19 protein-coding genes are annotated in these 17440 nt (G+C 48.4%); all 19 read right to left on the bottom strand.

Translation table 11 applies throughout. From position 1 onward, the window contains the following. Window positions 1-13: 13 nt before the first annotated feature. On the bottom strand, window positions 14-1732 hold the full coding sequence (locus SPD80_RS06625; RefSeq protein WP_320829045.1) for a penicillin-binding protein 2: 1719 nt from the start codon (window positions 1730-1732) through the stop codon (window positions 14-16). Window positions 1733-1807: 75 nt separating this feature from the next. After that, entirely contained in the window at window positions 1808-2371 is a 564-nt protein-coding gene (locus tag SPD80_RS06630; protein WP_320829046.1) for a hypothetical protein, read from the bottom strand. Window positions 2372-2429: 58 nt separating this feature from the next. Further along, window positions 2430-3404 (bottom strand): 16S rRNA (cytosine(1402)-N(4))-methyltransferase RsmH, encoded by a 975-nt coding sequence (gene rsmH / locus SPD80_RS06635; RefSeq protein ID WP_320604600.1) that lies wholly within the window; start codon window positions 3402-3404, stop codon window positions 2430-2432. A 14-nt stretch (window positions 3405-3418) separates the two neighbouring features. Beyond that, window positions 3419-3850 carry an MraZ family transcriptional regulator gene (locus SPD80_RS06640; protein ID WP_320604602.1) on the bottom strand — a complete coding sequence of 144 codons (432 nt, stop codon included), beginning with the start codon at window positions 3848-3850 and terminating at the stop codon, window positions 3419-3421. A 357-nt stretch (window positions 3851-4207) separates the two neighbouring features. After that, window positions 4208-5116 (bottom strand): site-specific tyrosine recombinase XerD, encoded by a 909-nt coding sequence (xerD, locus tag SPD80_RS06645; RefSeq protein WP_320829047.1) that lies wholly within the window; start codon window positions 5114-5116, stop codon window positions 4208-4210. A 94-nt stretch (window positions 5117-5210) separates the two neighbouring features. Beyond that, window positions 5211-6872 (bottom strand): CTP synthase, encoded by a 1662-nt coding sequence (locus SPD80_RS06650; protein WP_320829048.1) that lies wholly within the window; start codon window positions 6870-6872, stop codon window positions 5211-5213. Between the two features lie 158 nt (window positions 6873-7030). After that, window positions 7031-8668 (bottom strand): DNA repair protein RecN, encoded by a 1638-nt coding sequence (recN, locus tag SPD80_RS06655; RefSeq protein WP_320829050.1) that lies wholly within the window; start codon window positions 8666-8668, stop codon window positions 7031-7033. Further along, window positions 8669-9523, bottom strand: a complete 855-nt coding sequence (locus SPD80_RS06660) for an NAD(+)/NADH kinase (protein ID WP_320829051.1) — start codon at window positions 9521-9523, stop codon at window positions 8669-8671. Between the two features lie 51 nt (window positions 9524-9574). After that, on the bottom strand, window positions 9575-10360 hold the full coding sequence (locus SPD80_RS06665; protein ID WP_320829052.1) for a TlyA family RNA methyltransferase: 786 nt from the start codon (window positions 10358-10360) through the stop codon (window positions 9575-9577). A 5-nt stretch (window positions 10361-10365) separates the two neighbouring features. Further along, a complete protein-coding gene (locus SPD80_RS06670; protein WP_320829054.1) occupies window positions 10366-10698 on the bottom strand; it encodes an exodeoxyribonuclease VII small subunit in 333 nt (110 codons plus the stop codon). Window positions 10699-10700: 2 nt separating this feature from the next. After that, a complete protein-coding gene (nusB, locus tag SPD80_RS06675) occupies window positions 10701-11222 on the bottom strand; it encodes a transcription antitermination factor NusB (RefSeq protein ID WP_320604616.1) in 522 nt (173 codons plus the stop codon). A gap of 2 nt (window positions 11223-11224) precedes the next feature. Beyond that, window positions 11225-11587 carry an Asp23/Gls24 family envelope stress response protein gene (locus SPD80_RS06680; protein ID WP_320604617.1) on the bottom strand — a complete coding sequence of 121 codons (363 nt, stop codon included), beginning with the start codon at window positions 11585-11587 and terminating at the stop codon, window positions 11225-11227. 50 nt (window positions 11588-11637) lie between these two features. Further along, window positions 11638-12201: an elongation factor P gene (efp, locus tag SPD80_RS06685; protein ID WP_320604618.1), complete on the bottom strand. Its 564-nt coding sequence runs from the start codon at window positions 12199-12201 to the stop codon at window positions 11638-11640. A gap of 103 nt (window positions 12202-12304) precedes the next feature. Further along, on the bottom strand, window positions 12305-13429 hold the full coding sequence (locus SPD80_RS06690; RefSeq protein ID WP_320829056.1) for an aminopeptidase P family protein: 1125 nt from the start codon (window positions 13427-13429) through the stop codon (window positions 12305-12307). Between the two features lie 71 nt (window positions 13430-13500). Continuing rightward, on the bottom strand, window positions 13501-14628 hold the full coding sequence (locus SPD80_RS06695; protein ID WP_320829057.1) for a hypothetical protein: 1128 nt from the start codon (window positions 14626-14628) through the stop codon (window positions 13501-13503). Further along, window positions 14625-15173 (bottom strand): shikimate kinase, encoded by a 549-nt coding sequence (locus tag SPD80_RS06700; RefSeq protein WP_320829058.1) that lies wholly within the window; start codon window positions 15171-15173, stop codon window positions 14625-14627. Before SPD80_RS06700 ends, SPD80_RS06695 begins: the two co-directional genes overlap by 4 nt. 128 nt (window positions 15174-15301) lie before the next feature. Beyond that, on the bottom strand, window positions 15302-15712 hold the full coding sequence (locus SPD80_RS06705; protein WP_320604653.1) for a prepilin peptidase: 411 nt from the start codon (window positions 15710-15712) through the stop codon (window positions 15302-15304). Beyond that, window positions 15712-16224, bottom strand: coding sequence for a YqeG family HAD IIIA-type phosphatase (locus tag SPD80_RS06710; RefSeq protein ID WP_320829059.1), 513 nt, complete (start codon window positions 16222-16224; stop codon window positions 15712-15714). Before SPD80_RS06710 ends, SPD80_RS06705 begins: the two co-directional genes overlap by 1 nt. Before the next feature lie 27 nt (window positions 16225-16251). After that, window positions 16252-17430: an endolytic transglycosylase MltG gene (mltG, locus tag SPD80_RS06715; protein WP_320829061.1), complete on the bottom strand. Its 1179-nt coding sequence runs from the start codon at window positions 17428-17430 to the stop codon at window positions 16252-16254. Between the last annotated feature and the right edge of the window lie 10 nt (window positions 17431-17440).

Genomic DNA, 17440 nt, shown 5'->3' on the forward strand with positions numbered 1-17440 from the left:
GTCCTCTCTACGCTTAGGAGACGGGCTGAACACCCATATCACTGAGCGCCTCACTCATAATTGACGAGAATACCGGTGCAGCAGAACTAGAAGCCAAATAACTCGTACCATTAAGACCAACATAGACCATGACAGAGGGGTCTTGAGCATTTGCAAAGCCAATTAAAGAACTGAGATAGACGTTTTCTTTGTAGCCATTTTCGCCAGCTTGCTCGCCCGTACCAGTCTTGCCTGCAACCGCATAGCCATCAACCTTACCGGCAGCACCGGTACCTTCATCCACAACAACCTGCATCATCTTTGTCATCTTTTGAGCAGTGTCTTCAGAAATGACCTGCTTATTGTTGCCAGACCAATCGACCTTCTCGCCCGCCTTAGAAATGAGGAAGTGCGGCGTGGTAAGCACGCCTTTGTTTGCAACTACGCCTATAGCGCGCACAATTTGAATCATGGGCATTGCGGTGCCCTGACCAAACGACATGGCACCCAGCGTGGTGCCTGTGTACTCAGAGCGCTTAGTCACTAAGCCAGCCACTTCACCGGGGAAATCTATACCAGTTTTAGAGCCAATGCCAAACTTCTCTACACCCTCCGCGAACTTATCGGCACCATCCGCACGGCCCACCAAGATGGCTCCCGTGTTGGAAGAGCGCCGCAAAATCTCTGTAAGCGACATGTCCATTGTGTAATCACGACCATCGTCATCCTTAACGATGTCGTCACCAACCTTTACTCCCGCAGGAACGGTGAGCACGGAATCGGGAGTAAGAATGTCATTGTCTATAGCAATGGCCATAGTCAATACCTTAAACATAGAACCAGGCTCATAGGAGCTGGAAACCATCTTGAAGGCCAGCTGATCATTGGTATAGGATGCGGGATCGGTAATGTTAAGAAGCGGCGTAGAACACGCGGCAAGAATCTCTCCGGATTTTGGATCGGTAACCATAACCATACCGGACTCTGCACCGTAGGTCTGAACTGCTTCGGTAATCTTGTTCTCTGCCACTTGCTGAATATCCGCATCCAAGGACAGTACGATATCTTGACCGTTTTTTGCTTCGGTAATCTGACTGGCGCCACCTGCAATAGGCGTGCCATCAGCACCCACTTCCATGGTCATTTGTCCATCAGTGCCAGAAAGGATTTTGTCATAATACAGCTCAAGACCGGTAAGGCCATTGCCATCAGTACCTACCACACCTAAGATTTGTCCAGCAAGTGCACCGTATGGATACACGCGCTTTGTATCTGCCAGATAATAGATGCCGGTTTGTTTTGCCTTTTTAAGATCGTCTTTGAGTTGCTTAGCAACAGACATATCCACCTTGCGCTGGATATAGGCAAAGGTGGTGTTTTTACTCAAAACGGTCTTGTAATCATCCTGTTTACCACCTAAATCCTGTGCAAGAATCTTAGACGTGCTTTCTACATCTGCAACCTCTTTAGGGTTAACGTAGATGGTTTGGCATTCTTCACTGGTAGCCAGCACATTACCATTACGATCATAAATCGTACCGCGCTTAGAAGAAATGGTAATAACGTTGGTATGATTGGCATGAGCTTTTGCAGCCAAACGCGGTGCATCAATAGCTTGCAAATACAGCAAGCGCAAAATAACAATAAGAAAAAGTCCCGCAAAAATAAAGGGCACCCAACCAAATTGATTGAGTGCAAGGGGTGAGCCAGAAGAACCTCCAGACCCCGAACCTCTATGAGAAGTGCGCGGCACCTCATCATAGGAGGAACCGCGAACACGTCGTTTACTGTTCTGTCGATTTGAGCCAACCACAACAAAGAAAGTGTACTACTTTGTGCTTGTAGAGGCAGCGGCCTTATCGGATGTATGAGTCTGCTGAGCAGAAGAGGCCTGGTCATGAGCGGCAGCATTTTTTGACTTCTTGCTGCCCTCAATCTGCTTATCATTATCGCCGGTAGCAGCAGTGTAGCTATCTTCTGCGCTACCACCTAAGGTAATGACCTCAGTCTGAGAAGCGCGCACCATGCCATAGTTTTGTGTAGCAATGCGATCAATACGCGAGCTGTTAGACAGTGTAGACGCTGTTACCTTAAGGTCATTTTCCAAACTCTGAGCTGTCTTGATTTGCCCACGAAGCTCAGCATTTGCCTGAAGAGCACTAGCTGTAGCAGCATAGAGCGTTACACGTGTGATGGCGAGCACTGCAAAAACCACAATTGCAAGAACTGCCATACGAACACGAGATAAAAATACATTGGAAACACCTTGGCGTACACGAGCATCAAGGCCGGCGCCCTCTACAATCTCAAAGGCTGGACGAGTCTGACGCGCAGTCGTGCGCCTGCTCTCCTGTGCCCCGAGGCTCTGCGCCTGTGTAAGTGGATAGGCCATGATATTGGTGCTCCTTATTGGTGTAGTACAAATCTGATGGTGCTGCGTTTATAGTGTGTTAGAGCCTGTTAGTGCGCGGAGCAAAAAGCTTTACTGCTACGCGTGTCTTTGCGCTGCGAGCTCGAGGATTATCCTCAATCTCTTGCCGCGTTGCAACAAGTGGTTTACGCGTTTTAACGTCGAGTATTGGCACCTTGCCACAGCTGCAAACCGGAAGCTCTGGAGGACATGTGCAGCCTTGCGAAAGCTCTGTAAATACATGCTTAACGATACGATCTTCCAGCGAGTGATAGCTTATTACGCAAATCCGAGCGCCAACATGCGCCCAGCGCACAGCTGCGCGAAGACCCTGCTCAAGCATCTCAAGCTCATGATTAACCTCAATGCGCAACGCCTGAAAACTCTTGCGAGCAGGATGTCCCCCATGACGACGAGCAGCTGCAGGAATACCTGCTTTGATAACTTCTACCAACTCCAACGTCGTAGTAATGGGCGCTTTTGCCCTGCGGCGTACCATGTGCTTAGCAATGCTTTTTGCGTAGCGCTCATCCCCATATACGCGAAGAATCCGAGCGAGATCTGCTTCGTTATAGGTGTTTACGACCTCTGCTGCGGTTAGAGTGTTGTTACTCGGATCCATACGCATGTCGAGTGGGGCATCCTCGTGATACGAAAAACCCCTCATAGGAATATCAAGCTGCGGAGAAGAGACGCCAAGGTCAAAAAGGAAGCAATCTACACCAGAAACGTGAGCTTGCAAGAGCAGATTATCCAGGTCTCCAAAGTTTCCCTTAAGAAAACAATGCTGAGCGCCTGGAACTTCCTTCTTAAAACGTTGTGTTGCTGCTGCCAAAGCCATATCGTCTTGATCGATTCCTATCGATAAGCCCTCTGGAGCTATAAGCTTTGCCATCTCAATGGTATGGCCAGCTCCGCCCAGAGTGCAGTCACACACGACGTCTCCCTTTTGAGGGTCCAACGCTTGAAGGACCTCAGTAAGCATTACGGGTACGTGCCAATATTCTTCTGTCAAAGCGCTCCCCTTTACTAGCCAAACAGCAGTGAATCAAAATCATCATCCAAGAAGCTTGCTTGCATTTGCTCCCACTTGGAGGCGCTGAAGATTTCGAAGTGATCTACGTTACCCACAATCTCGAGTTCGCGACCGAGTCCAAACTTCTCGCGAATTTGTTCCGAGACTTTGCTTAGGGCAATACGACCAGCAGTATCAATATCAACCGTGGTGGTAAGAGCCGAAAGCCTACGACGGATAGCGTCCTGAGCTTTATCCTTTGGATCAAAACCCTCGGGGAAAAAACTCTGCATCCACTCCTGATGTCCTTCAGGGGTAAACCCACACAACGCACCGTGAAAAGGAACCAAACAAACCTTGTTAGCAAACTGCTTGCGGAAATCCGCAGGAAGGGTGAGACGAGACTTGACGTCTAGGTTTCGATTGTAGTGGTCGGTCAAATACATGCTCACCCTCCTTTCGCTTTGCGGTCTGCGTGGAGTCGTGTCCACGTTGCGTATACATAACTATACGTGCTTTTGCAACATTTCTCAACACTTTCTCCCACTTTATCCCCCAATTTCCCACTCACCGATAAGACAAAAGGAGCCTCTTTTGTCCAGCTACCATATATTGTGGTGTCACAGCAAAAGACCCACTACCCATATGGGGTGTGTAGTGGGTCAGGTGGTGGGTGAGGTAATAATTTTTTTAATGGTGTAACTATGTAGGTGACTCAATAGGCAACTCAATGGGTTGGATAGGTTGGGAAAACATTTGTGCGCCAGCAAAAGAGCGCATGGTGGCACTATCCATGGCATACCTTATGAGTGAGCCCGGGGGTGAGCTCCCATATATACCATGCGCACATGGGTGCGATCCACATGCGTATAGAGCTGTGTAGTGGAAATATCGGAATGGCCCAACAATTCCTGAACCACGCGTAAATCTGCCCCACCCTGCAGCATATGCGTAGCAAAACTATGGCGTAAGGTATGAGGATGCAGTCCCGTAAGACCAGCTACACGCCCGTACTTCTCTACAATGCTATGAACAGACTGCCGAGAAATGCGTCCACCGCGCGCATTTAAAAACACAGCAGAAGCACTTGCATGAGACGCGTTTGGATGTACCAATCCACCACGCCACAGCTCTAGGTATTCGTGCAAGGTTTGAGCAGCCGTTCCCATAATGGGCACAATACGTTCCTTGGAACCTTTACCATATACGCGCAGTACCTCATCGGCCAGCAATACCTGTTGCAGGTCTAAGCCACAAAGCTCTGAAACGCGCAAGCCACAGCCGTAAAGTACTTCTAATATGGTGCGGTCTCGCTGGGATGCAGCGGTCTGTAAGAAAGGTTGATCCAATAATGCTGCCGCCTGCTCCAAAGAAATAACATCAGGTAAACGATCGAGCTTTTTAGGCAGTGGAATATCGAGCGCAGGGTGAGACGTACACAGATGCTCAGCGACCATAAAGCGATGAAAGCCTTTAATAGCAGAGGTAGCACGCTCAATAGACGAGGACGCCAGCTCTATAGAGCTCAGCGCCTGGAGGTATTGCTCAATATCTGCACGCGTTACCTGTGCTGGTTGTGTAATGCCTTGTTGGGCTAAATACGTAGTATAGCGCGCAAGATCTCGCCCGTACGCCTCCACGGTATTGGCGGCGCTTCCCCGCTCCACCGCAAGGTAGGCTACATACTCTTTGAGGGCACGAGCAAGATCCATCTGTTTATCCTTATTGAACCAAGTGCTTGGTTATAGCCTATGCCTAGGTGCGCACAATGCAACGCGCTGCATTTTAGCAGCGTCTTGCAGGCTACTACAGCACGTCTTCCAATGCAGATTGTACCTCATGACGTTTGACGCCTTCATGTGCAGCAATTGCGGCACGCACAAACTCGCGGAACAAGGGCTGCGGATTGGTGGGACGACTCTTAAACTCAGGATGGAACTGAGCAGCTACAAACCACGGATGTATGGATTGAGGCAACTCAATCATTTCTACTAAGCGATTATCTGGCGATACACCCGAGAAAACCAAGCCCTTGTCTGCTAAACGGTCACGATAGGCGTTATTAACCTCAAAGCGGTGGCGATGGCGCTCATAGACCAGCTCCTCGCCATATGCCTCATAAGCCAAGGTATCCTGAGCTACCTTGCAGGGGTAAGCACCCAAGCGCATAGTACCACCCTTATCGGTAATATCCTCCTGATCAGGCATGATATGGATAACGGGATTCTCGCAATCTGGCATAAACTCAGCAGAGTGTGCATCCACAATGTTGCCCACGTTGCGCGCAAATTCACAGACAGCCACCTGCATGCCCAAACAAATACCCAAAAACGGAATCTTATGCGTACGAGCACGATAAATAGCGCTAATCTTGCCCTCAATACCACGCAAGCCAAAACCGCCAGGCACCAAAATGCCATCTGCGTTGGCTAATACGTCATCCACGTTATTCTCGTTAAGTGCTTCACCATCGATAAGCTCGATGTTTACGTTGCGGCCAAAATACACGCCAGAGTGATGCAGTGCCTCAATGACTGATAGGTAGGCATCAGGCAGTTGCGTGTACTTACCCACTACTGCAATGGTAACCACATCCTCGCGCGCATTGGACTCATGCATGAGTTTGGTAAACGAGTACCAGCGCTTCATATCAGAACAGCGGGGCTCCAAACCAAGTTTTTCACATGCCTTTTGATCAAAGCCCTGTTGAGCAAGGTGTTCAGGCACGTCATAAATAGACTTACAATCTGAATTTTCAAACACGCAATCATTGTCCACATCGCAAAACGATGCAATTTTGTCACGAATATCTGCCGGCACCTCGTGGTCAGAGCGACACACAATAAAATCAGGCTGAAGACCCATAGAACGCAGCTCTTTAACGGAGTGTTGAGTGGGCTTGGTTTTAACCTCGTGAGCAGCAGCAATATAGGGCACCAAACTCACGTGGATAAGCAGCGTGTTTCCTGCACCCTTCTCTTTACGGAATTGGCGAATAGCTTCTACAAACGGCTGGCTCTCAATATCACCAATGGTGCCGCCCAGCTCCGTGATAACCACATCGACGCCCGTCTGCTCCTCAATGCGCAAAAAGCGATCCTTAATAGCATTGGTTACATGAGGAATAACCTGCACGGTGCCACCAAGAAAATCACCCGCACGCTCACGCGTAATAAGCGACTGATAAATTGCGCCCGTAGTGAAATTAGAATTACGCGTAAGATTCTCGTCGATAAAGCGTTCGTAATGGCCCAGGTCAAGGTCGGTTTCTTTACCGTCTTCTGTAACAAAAACCTCACCATGTTGGAAAGGACTCATGGTGCCAGGATCCACATTCAGATAGGGATCTGCCTTTTGCATCATTACTTTGTAACCACGTGATTTAAGCAACCGACCAAGCGCTGCGGCTGTAATGCCCTTTCCCAGTGAAGAAACAACGCCGCCAGTAACAAAAATGTGCTTGGTCATAAGGCCTCCCGTATTCATGCAAAACATTTCTACGGGATTTAATAGTAATCCTATCAAGGAGCTCTTTGTAAGCAAAACCGCTAACTTCACATGAGCAAAACATTTTATTGGACGTATCTTGCTCAGCTTGGCGCCGCATACGCCCCCCACAGCATCCCTTATCCAGAAACCCCATCAAGCAAGGCACGCGCATGCTCCAAGGAAGGAGTGCTCATATCTCCAGATAGTAAACGAGCTACTTCTGCTACACGGTCTTCTCCCACAACTTCATCAATATGAGTTTGTGGAACGCCATCCTGCGCATTGCCCTCAGTCTTGCGCACCACATAATGACGTGTAGCCGCAACAGCAACCTGTGCCAAGTGAGTAACTACTATCACCTGATGAGTGCGCGCCAAATCTGATAACACCGTCGCCAAAGCCACTGCCGTAGCGCCACCAACACCTGCATCTACCTCATCAAAGACAAGGGTATCTACCGCGTCTGCTTCACCCAAGACCACTTTACAGGCAAGCATAACACGGCTCACTTCACCGCCAGAAGCAATACGACGCAAGGGACGAGCACTCATAGTTGCAGCGGGCTTATACAACAACTCCACCCTACTGGGACCCGCACTGGTCCACTGGCCGCGTTCAAGACGCGTTACGTCAATGTGTAGCTCTGCTGTTCCCATTTCTAAACGATGCATCTGCTCTGTAATACGTGCAGCTAATACAGGAGCCGCAGCCTTACGTACCGCGTCCAGCTCATCTGCTGCAAGTGCAAGGGCTTTCTCGGCAGCAGTAAGGGTGTCCTGAGCATCTTTGAGTGCTTGGCCACCATCGCCGGAAGCTTCAACAATTCCTGCGGCCCACGCGCGACGCTCAAACACTTGCTCCATGCTAGGACCATAGCTGCGCAGCAAACCCTGCAGGCGAGCCATGCGCATCTGCATAGCATTAAGCTGCGCTGGATCAAACTCCATGGATGAACGATACTCGCGCAAATCATGAGCGCTATCCTCTAGGTCCAAAAGGGAACTTTTAATGACGGCAATCTTACTTGTTAAAGATGTGTCATAACGCGCAGCCGCTTCCAAACTGGTAAGAGCTTCTGCCAGCAAATCAAGCGCCGCATCATCACCAGAAAGCTTCTCATAGGCAGCTTCTACGTTTGTAAACAAAGACTCTGCATGCTCAGCAATATCCAACGTAGCCTGCAGCTGATTAAGCTCGCCGTCTTGAGGTGCCACTTCATCAATACGAGTCAATACAAATTGTGCCTCATCCAAACGGCTCGCACTTTCTTGCAACGCTGTTTGCACGCGCTCAAGCTCCTGTGCAGCTTTACGCGTCGCAACCAATGCCTCGCAAAACCGCTCTTTAGCTGGATTGATGCTCTGCGCTGCCCATCCATCCAACAATTCCATATGAGCTGCTAAAGAAAGAAGCTGTTGGTGCTCGTGCTGACCACACAAATCTACGGTGGCGCCAATGCCTTCTGCCAGTTCACGAACGGAGGCCATGTGTCCATCAATGTCTATACGACCACGACCTGATGTGTTCACACGACGACGGATTACATGCTCATCAGGAGTATCTGACGAGAAAAACTGACCTTCTACCAGCAGTTCATTGGCACCTTCACGCACGGAAGAACTATCTGCACGCTCACCAATAAGCAACTTAAGCGCACTCAATAAGGCTGTTTTACCCGTACCCGTCTCTCCCGTAAGCACCGTAAGGCCTTCGGAAAACTCAAGAGTTGCCTCTTTAATAAGTGCCACATTTTGAACGTGGAGCTGATCAATCATCTAGTGCCTTGCCCTTCCGTAAAACACACGGGAGACAGAATTGTAAAAACTTGAAGGACCGCCGTCCAACAAAACTATATCACCAAGCCCACGACGCACACAGGCAAGCTCCACTGTCTTATCCCTACTTACCAGTTGACCATCTACAAAAGCAGAACGGTCTGCTGGGCGGTCATATGACGTAGCAATCTCTACCACATCAGAAGCACCTGTCATAAAGGAACGAGCCGAAATAGTATGAGGTGCAATGGGAGTTATAAGCATGCCTTTAAAGTCTGGATGTACAATAGGTCCCCCTGCGGCAAGAGCATAGCCCGTAGATCCCGTAGCAGTAGAAACAACGACGCCATCACCACGCAAGCGATCAATATGATTGCCAGAAACCCCCACATCAAACTCAATCATGTCTCCATCGGCACCACGAGTAACCGCAAGTTCATTCAAAGCAAAATGATGTGCTACTTCAGGTTGATTGGTTTCTTTATCTGTCATATGGAGCTCAACATCTAAGGATGTACGGCGAGAAACGTGCATTTCTCCAGCTAAAGCAGAAGCAACACTGCCCACCACCTGCTCTGAATCACCAGCTGTTAAAAATCCAAGGTGCCCAAAAGACAGACCAAGCAGCGGAATCTCTGTATATCCAACAATCTTTGCCGCACGTAACAGGGTGCCGTCTCCACCAAGTGAAACCACTAAGCTGCTTCCTTTTGCAGAGGTAAGCTTGTTGGGATACTTTTTCTTATCGTGAGCCCATACAACCTCTACATCTTGCATTTCCAGCCACTGAGATAGTTCCGTAGCGGCTTCTACGGCAACAGGACGAGAATAATTTGGTACCAAAAGGACCTTCATAAGGCTCCTCCTCAGCTACACGATAGATTGTAAAAAGTGTATCACCGCGCACTACGAAGTGGTAATTTGAGCAATCGCCTTGGAAAAATCTACAGCAGCTGACCTGCCACCTTTGGACGCCAGCAGCAAAAACTCATGATTTCCTTTATGCCCCACAAGAGGACTCGCACACACATCACGCACAGCAAACCCTTTGTGCGAAAGGTCTTTGCTAACCATTTCCAAACAAGCAAGCCACACGGCAGGGTCTCGCACTATACCGCCCTCGCCCACCTGGTCACGAGCAGCCTCAAACTGAGGCTTTACCAAGGTAAGAAACAGGCCCTTCTCGCGAAGCAAATCCCAAACTGCACCAGCTACGGTAGTGACCGAGGTAAAAGAGACATCGCACACGGCCAAATCTATGGTGCCTCTACGCTCAGGCGTTGCAACATCTACAATATTGGTACGCTCTAACAGCGTGACGCGTGTATCGTTACGTAAAGACCAATCAAACTGCGCATATCCCACATCTACCGATAAAACCGACGTAGCACCATGGCGTAACAAACAGTCGGTAAAACCGCCCGTAGAACACCCTACATCCACACAGGCACAGCCACGAGGATTCACGTTACAGGCAGATAAGCCGCGCTCGAGTTTTAACCCGCCGCGGCTTACATAGGGATTGCCCCCACGAACATGAAGTTCTATTCCTGGTTTAACTTGTTCACCTGCGCTGGTAAGCTTGCGATTAGTGGTAGATACATTGCCCGCCATAACAGCACGCATGGCATCGCTGGTAGTAGCAAAAAAACCTTGATTTACCAGCTCTACATCAAGACGAACGCGAGCCATACGTACTACTCAGACTCAGATGATACAGACTCGGTGACGTTTTTGGAAGCTGTATCCTCAGTAGGCGTAGCATCCTCAGGTTGTACTGGCTGTTCTTGAGCAGCCTCATGAGCCTCAGACTGAGCCTGAGCCTCTTCCATACGAGCTAACTCATGAGCCGTAAAGTCTACTTTGTCTACCATGTCTACCGCTTTAGACCCCAAACCAATGGCCTCTTCAAACAAATCCAAAGAACGCTCAAGCGAGGTGTCTTTATCGCGTACAACACCCACAATCTCATCAAGACGACCAACAATGTCATCAAAAGATGTATATGCAGAGGTATCTACTCGTGCCATGGCTATTCCCCTGCCGCCTCTACATCAGATTGCGCTCCAGAAGCAGCCTTATGAACGGCTCCTTGAGCAGCTACTTCAAGCGGCTGCGTTGTATCAAACAAATCCTCACCTGCTTGGGTAGCCGTAATAATTGCACCAAGAACGCCGTTAATAAAACGAGAAGACTCATCGGTGCCATAGGCACGTGCAAGCTCCACCGATTCATTGATGCAAACAGCAGGATCTGCTTCATTAAGACAGAGCATTTCACAAATACTCAGACGCAAGAGATTGCGATCTACGGCAGGCATGCGCATAACTTCCCAGCGCTTAGAAAAGCGAGTAATAATACCATCAAGCGCAGGAATCTTATTGCTTGTTGCTAAAGCGAGTGTCTCTGCATACGGATTAAGAGGGCCATCAGATAAGGCATAGTCACCCGACAGCACATCTTCAACACTGCGACCAGTGGCCTCAGCTTGAAATAAAATTTGCAGTGCCTGACTACGCGCAAGTCTACGAGTTTGATACGCGGGAGTGCTCAAACTTACTCCTTGGGAAATACGAGGCTATCAATGCAAACATTAACAGCACTTACTTTGACACCAATTTGCTCTGTAATAGCCTGAGATGCGGCAATGCGGACTTGTTCAGCCAACTTAGTAAAGGTATAGCCAAAGAAGACTGCCAAATGAACCGTCACAATCAGGCCATTCTCGTCAGACTCGCACTCTACCGCACGACCAGACTGCACAGTCTTGCTCGTAAATACAGAGATGAGGCTCGACGTAATATCGTTGCCACCTACACGAGCAACGCCCTCTACCTTATTTACGGCAGACGTAACAACGGTGCCAATAACACTCTTAGAAATGCCAATGCCAGAGATTAAAATCTCGGTCTGTTCCATAGGAGTTCCTTTCACGCTACGAGCCACACTCACATGCAGACAACGCGCTTCTAGACGCGCTGCACAAACTTACCGGTGCGGGTGTCAACCTTTACGCGCTCGCCTTGGTTAAGATACATAGGAACCTGAATGGTTGCGCCCGTCTCAATAACAGCAGGCTTGGTGCCACCCTGTACGGTATCACCCTTAAAACCAGGGTCAGTCTCTGTAACCTCTACCTCAATAAACATAGGAGGATTAACACCCAACAGCTCAGTATCCGCATAGAGCAGCTGGCATATATCATTCTCTTTGAGCCACTTGGCGTTATCGCCAATGTAGTCATCGGATACAGGAATCTGATCGTAGGTCTCCATATCCATGAAGTTGTACGCGTCACCATCGTTATAAAGATACTGCATCTCTTTGGTAATCAGCTGTACGCTCTCAAACTTAGAACCAGCGTTGCAAGTCTGATCAATGGTGCGGCCATCACGCAAATCCTTAATCTTGTAGCGAACAAATGCGCCGCCCTTACCAGGTTTTACATGCTGGAACTCTACGATGGTGTAATACTTGTTATCAATCTTAAGACCCATGCCGTTCTTAAAATCTGCGGTGCTAATGCTTGCCACAACAACTCACTTTCTATTTGACCTCTGCCAGATAGGCAAAGTATTCACAGATGCATTCTAGTATACCGTTGTATGCCCATATAACGAGAAAAGCCATGCAGACTTAACAGGAGATACAAACAAGTTCATGGGAAGACTGAGTAAATGGCTTATACCCATCTGCGGTAACCACACCAAAATCTTCCAAACGAACGCCAAACTTACCAGGCAAATAAATACCAGGCTCAATAGTGACCACTGAACCCTCGGGAATAGGAAGGTCATACAGACGACCAAAGTTGGGCTTCTCGTGAATCTCCAAACCAACACCGTGGCCTAATCCATGCATGAAATACTCACCATAGCCTGCATCCGTAATAACCTTAACTGCAAGGTTATGAACATCCTTGCCAATCACACCAGGTTTTGCATACTGCGCACAGGTCTCATGTGCTAAGCGAACAATGTCATACACCTTTTTTTGTTCTTCAGAAGGTGTACCTACGCACACCGTGCGAGTCATATCAGAGTGATAGTCATGGTACCCAGCACCATAATCCATAACGATAAAATCTCCCTGCTGCACTACGGTAGAACCAGGCTGTGCATGGGGATTTGCACCGTTTGCTCCAGTTGCAATGATTGTGTCAAACGACAGGGCATCAGCACCATGCGTAAGCATATAGTTTTCTAGTTCTACACGGATATCCTGCTCCGTAAGACCGGGCTTAATATAGGTACAGATGTACTCAAAGGCAGCATCGGTAATATCTTGAGCATGCTGCATAAGCTCCAACTCTTCTGCATCCTTCACCATGCGCAAAGAAGCAATATCTCCATGTAAGCGTGGCAGCAGACAAGCACCAGAACATTGGTGTATGCAAGCTTTAAGATCATCATAGAAGGCTAAATCACAGGTATCCTCAAGAGCAACCATACGACTGTGTGTCTGAGCAATACGTTGAGCTGCCCACATTGCAGGGTCTACCAGCTCCATATCTATAACCCAAGCGGTATTAGTACCCATGCGCGTTATAAACGTGTTGTAGTAACGGGAATCCGTATGCAACCACTGACCAGTAGCCGTAATAAACGCCGTATGAGTAATCTCATCATCAAACGTGCGCTCAGAGCCGGTAAGCCAACGCAAGTCCGCGTTATTTCTTAAAATGACAGCATCATAACCACGCTGAGCCATTACCTCACGCAAGCGGTCAACACGTGCTGCGCATGCCTGTGCATCTGCCATATTTAAACATCCTTTCCGATGATATACCACTCATATACTCAATGACATACTTGATATGCTTCTTATAATGCCTACTCATGCACGAGCAACTGCTTATGCAACGTACACCAGGCCTGCAAATGCTCTTGGAGTAACTCATCTGGCACTGCCGTATAGCGCACACGACCAAGTGCCAAAGGAAGAGGCAACAAAAAACGATTTGTACGCGCAAAGCATACGGACTTAAGAGCATCTATAAACTCGTGCGCTTGTACATCACAGGCAATCTGACCAATACCAAGGCTTGCGAGAAGTGCGTCTTGACTGTACATCAAATCCATATCCGCTTCTTCAAGACCAACAGCAAGACGAGCATTTACCCGTAAGCCTTCTGCAATTTTAAGGGCTCGCGGAATGCCATCAAACAAACGGTCTAACGCAGCCTCAAAGATAAAGCCATAGGAATTACCCTGACGAATTGCCAATGAAGTAGAAGCCTCAATACGACCACGGCATTTAATGGTATCAACCAACTGATCTACGATAGTCTGCTCATCGTGTTCCATAAGCTTCTGGGTTTTCTCGGCAAGACGACCAAACGCATCTGTGTTATCACAAACGGCAGTAGAAACGGCGTATACCAATGCAGTTTGAAACTGCTCCCCCTCATAAAGATTCATAAAGTTCAAATCACAAAATGCCATGCGGGGACGAGCTTTCGTAGCTATGAGCGGTGTAGAAGTTGCCGTAGTACGCAAAGCAGGAGGGGTGGTAATGCCCTGTACAGCTGCAAGAGAACTGGTGGGGATAAACGCATACTCCACTCCGCCACACCAGCTGTTTGCAAGATACGAAGCCAAACCCGCTACCTGCTCATTACCCGCAAAAACCAATACATCATCTGCGGTAATGCCTTCATCGCTCAAAAAGATACACAATTCATGAGCAATATCTACTGTTGTTATACAGTCTTGATTGGTAATGCGTGCTTCTGCGACAGAAAAACCACCGTCTGCCAGCTGGCGGCGCAACTCTTCTGTTAAAGCATCAGAAACCTCTGTTCCGCAGATAAGCGCAGCTTTACGAGGTTTGCCCACCAAAAGGCGAAGCTCACGCCCCATGTTATAGAGGACATCGTTTCCTATGCGCATATCACAGGAACCGCCAGGCACAGTAATTGACTGACGAATAACCGTTTGCTGAGCTTCTTCCTGACTCATAGCAGGCCTTTCTCCCACAAGAGCTGCGCAGTAATTTGTGCAACCTCGTCAAATGTTTTGTTAGTAATACTAACCGAGTAGTCAGATACTTTTTGATACAGCGGGCGACGCCGTGCAAATAATTCTTCGGGGCTTGAACACAAATCCAAATCTGGCCTGCGATCAGTACGCTGTATCTGCTTAAGTGAGTCAGACAGCTCGCCTTCCAAATACACAATAGTGCCCATTTCATGCATAAGTTGGCAGTTAAGCTCACTTTCTACAATACCGCCACCGCAACTTACCAGGAGACTTTTTTGCGACTGTAAACTTTGAAGTGCGCTGGTTTCTGCCACGCGCATGGCTTGCTCACCGCCATCTGCATATATTTGTGCTAATGAGCAGTGATACATGCGCTCAACAATACGATCTGTATCGGTAAAAGGACGACCAAACAAATGGCCTATGTTGCGCGCCAACGTGGACTTGCCAGCACCGAGGAACCCCACAAAGAAGACGTGGTCACACCCCTCATGTACAACATATCCGTGTTCCAGCTTTTGCACAACACTCCTCGCAGACATAGCATATGGCGCATCTAAGCGTTACGAATACTTCACTCATACCGTTTATACAAGTCTTTAATTTTTAGATTTTATCATCCTATGGCAGGTCACGGCAGTACGTAATCGTCCTACATAAACCGACACACCACCCCAGTAAGCACAAAACCTGCTGTAAGCCAAGGCACAAGCGCTATGGTTTTTTGTTTGGCAATAATCCCAAACAACGCTGCAAACGCGCAACCTATGCCAACACCGAATATCACAGCAGGTCCCAGCCATAGGCTCCAAGCTGCTATAAACTTAATATCACCCATACCAATAGCCATGCGCCCGCTTACCCTACGAAACAGCAGCTCCCCCACTACCATAAGCAAACATATCGCTACCGAGAAGCCCGTATAGTACACAAGTGTTTGTGGTGCATGCATACAGCGCCAGCCTGCTCCTAAAAGAGCAAGCGCTAACGAAGCTGCATTTGCAATGGAGCGCGTTCTTATATCCTGAACCGAAGCCGCCAACGATATAAGAAAAGCCACCATCACAGTTGCAGATCGTCTCCTTCAAATCTAATACTGCGTAGGACTCTATGTTCCACCCTGCGTAACAACTTGGTATAGAACAAATCGGTGACTGACTGCGGTCTAACAAGAATGGTGGCAATGCCTGCTAAATTGCCTGCAAGCACATCAGTAAACACTTGATCACCAATTAACACCGCTTGGCTGCGTTGCACGCCCATACGTTTAAGAGCGGCCCATACCGCAAAAGGCGCCGGCTTCATAGCGTGATCTATCTTAGACACCGCAAGCTGGCGCGCTGTTGTCTCTACTTCAGTTGCAAAAAAATTATTAGACACCAAACAGATTTGCAGACCTGCCTGTTTTGCTCGCTCAACCCATGCGACAACGTCCTGCGGTAGACGCTTTGTATCTTTTGGTACGCAGGTATTGTCGCGATCAAGCAATACACAGCGCACGCCCGTGCATACAAGCTCATCTATATCTACCAGCGGCAACGATGCCACATATTTTGATGCCTGTAGCAAAGCCATAGTTATCACTACACCGCAAACACAACGCTACGATTGAGCCTTTTTAGCTGCCTCAATTACCTGCTGATGCTCTTCATACGTCTTAGAGAAACTATGATTGGAATAGCTGCCGTTTTCTACAATAAAGAAATACAGGTAGTCCGTCTTTGCAGGCTCCATTGCAGCCTTAAGCGAGGCAATGCTCGGCGTACAAATGGGAGTTGGCGTCAAACCCTTATTAAGGTATGTATTGTAGGGACTTTGCGTTTTAAGGTCATCTGCGGTAACCTCTCGGTCCAACACATATCCCATGGTTGCATCTGACTGAAGTGCCATCCCCTGCTTAAGACGGTTATAAAAAACAGAAGAGACAAGCGGACGATCATCTTGCGTCACTGCTTCGCGCTCAATAATGGAAGCCAACGTTAAAATCTGATAGTCACTCATAGTGATGCCATAGGTGCTTTGAATGTTGGCGCGAGCAGACTCAAAATCAAGGCTGCCATGCTCTGCTTTGTATTGGTTAAGCAAAGCGCGAATAACACTATCGGCACTTATTTCCTTACCGCTAAAGTCATAGGTCTTGGGGCACATAAAGCCCTCAAGCGAATCATCGGCTACCCCTTGCAAGAAAGGAAACTCGTTTACATAGTTAGAGGCCTTTGCCTGAGCGAGAAAATCATCAGCCTTAATGCCTAAGGATTTCTCTACCAAAGCAGCAGTTTTCTTAAGCGTCAGGCCTTCGGGAATTGAAAGCTTATTTGCTGTTGTATTAGGGCCCTTTACCAGCTGCTGAACAACAGCCTCTACAGACATGCCCGTTGTAAACGAATACGTGCCCGGCTTAAGATTGGAATCTGCCTTTTTAAGCGTCAGTTCCTTTAAAAAGTCTTCGCTGCTTGTTATGACACCAGCATCTAATAAAGACTTGGCAACTGCCTGAGCACCAGAACCTTCTGCAATACTTACGGTAACTTCCTTACCAGTAGCTACCGCAGAGCCACCATTTTGCTTTGCACTTACACAGCCATGAATAACAAAACCAGCAATCACCACCGCTATCAAGGCAAGAGCAAAAGCAATGATTTTTATCGGAGGACCAGAAGGGGTACGGGGGCTGGACTGCCTATACGAACGAGGCCCTTGCACGCGTGTCGTTTGCGCACCAGCAAAATGTGCACCGCGCGAAGCCTGTTGAGACACGTTTGATCTTTGAGGGGTAGCCATGAGCTTCTCC

Source organism: Atopobium sp. (assembly GCF_034113385.1).
In the GTDB taxonomy this organism is placed as follows: Bacteria; Actinomycetota; Coriobacteriia; order Coriobacteriales; family Atopobiaceae; genus Atopobium.

Bases quoted from the DNA above. Each gene is read 5' to 3' on its own strand.
- SPD80_RS06630 (WP_320829046.1), bottom strand. From the start codon at position 2,371: ATGGCCTATCCACTTACACAGGCGCAGAGCCTCGGGGCACAGGAGAGC.
- SPD80_RS06640 (WP_320604602.1), bottom strand. From the start codon at position 3,850: ATGTATTTGACCGACCACTACAATCGAAACCTAGACGTCAAGTCTCGT.
- xerD (WP_320829047.1), bottom strand. From the start codon at position 5,116: ATGGATCTTGCTCGTGCCCTCAAAGAGTATGTAGCCTACCTTGCGGTG.
- SPD80_RS06650 (WP_320829048.1), bottom strand. From the start codon at position 6,872: ATGACCAAGCACATTTTTGTTACTGGCGGCGTTGTTTCTTCACTGGGA.
- recN (WP_320829050.1), bottom strand. From the start codon at position 8,668: ATGATTGATCAGCTCCACGTTCAAAATGTGGCACTTATTAAAGAGGCA.
- SPD80_RS06660 (WP_320829051.1), bottom strand. From the start codon at position 9,523: ATGAAGGTCCTTTTGGTACCAAATTATTCTCGTCCTGTTGCCGTAGAA.
- SPD80_RS06665 (WP_320829052.1), bottom strand. From the start codon at position 10,360: ATGGCTCGCGTTCGTCTTGATGTAGAGCTGGTAAATCAAGGTTTTTTT.
- SPD80_RS06670 (WP_320829054.1), bottom strand. From the start codon at position 10,698: ATGGCACGAGTAGATACCTCTGCATATACATCTTTTGATGACATTGTT.
- SPD80_RS06680 (WP_320604617.1), bottom strand. From the start codon at position 11,587: ATGGAACAGACCGAGATTTTAATCTCTGGCATTGGCATTTCTAAGAGT.
- SPD80_RS06690 (WP_320829056.1), bottom strand. From the start codon at position 13,429: ATGGCAGATGCACAGGCATGCGCAGCACGTGTTGACCGCTTGCGTGAG.
- SPD80_RS06695 (WP_320829057.1), bottom strand. From the start codon at position 14,628: ATGAGTCAGGAAGAAGCTCAGCAAACGGTTATTCGTCAGTCAATTACT.
- SPD80_RS06705 (WP_320604653.1), bottom strand. From the start codon at position 15,712: ATGGTGGCTTTTCTTATATCGTTGGCGGCTTCGGTTCAGGATATAAGA.
- SPD80_RS06710 (WP_320829059.1), bottom strand. From the start codon at position 16,224: ATGGCTTTGCTACAGGCATCAAAATATGTGGCATCGTTGCCGCTGGTA.
- mltG (WP_320829061.1), bottom strand. From the start codon at position 17,430: ATGGCTACCCCTCAAAGATCAAACGTGTCTCAACAGGCTTCGCGCGGT.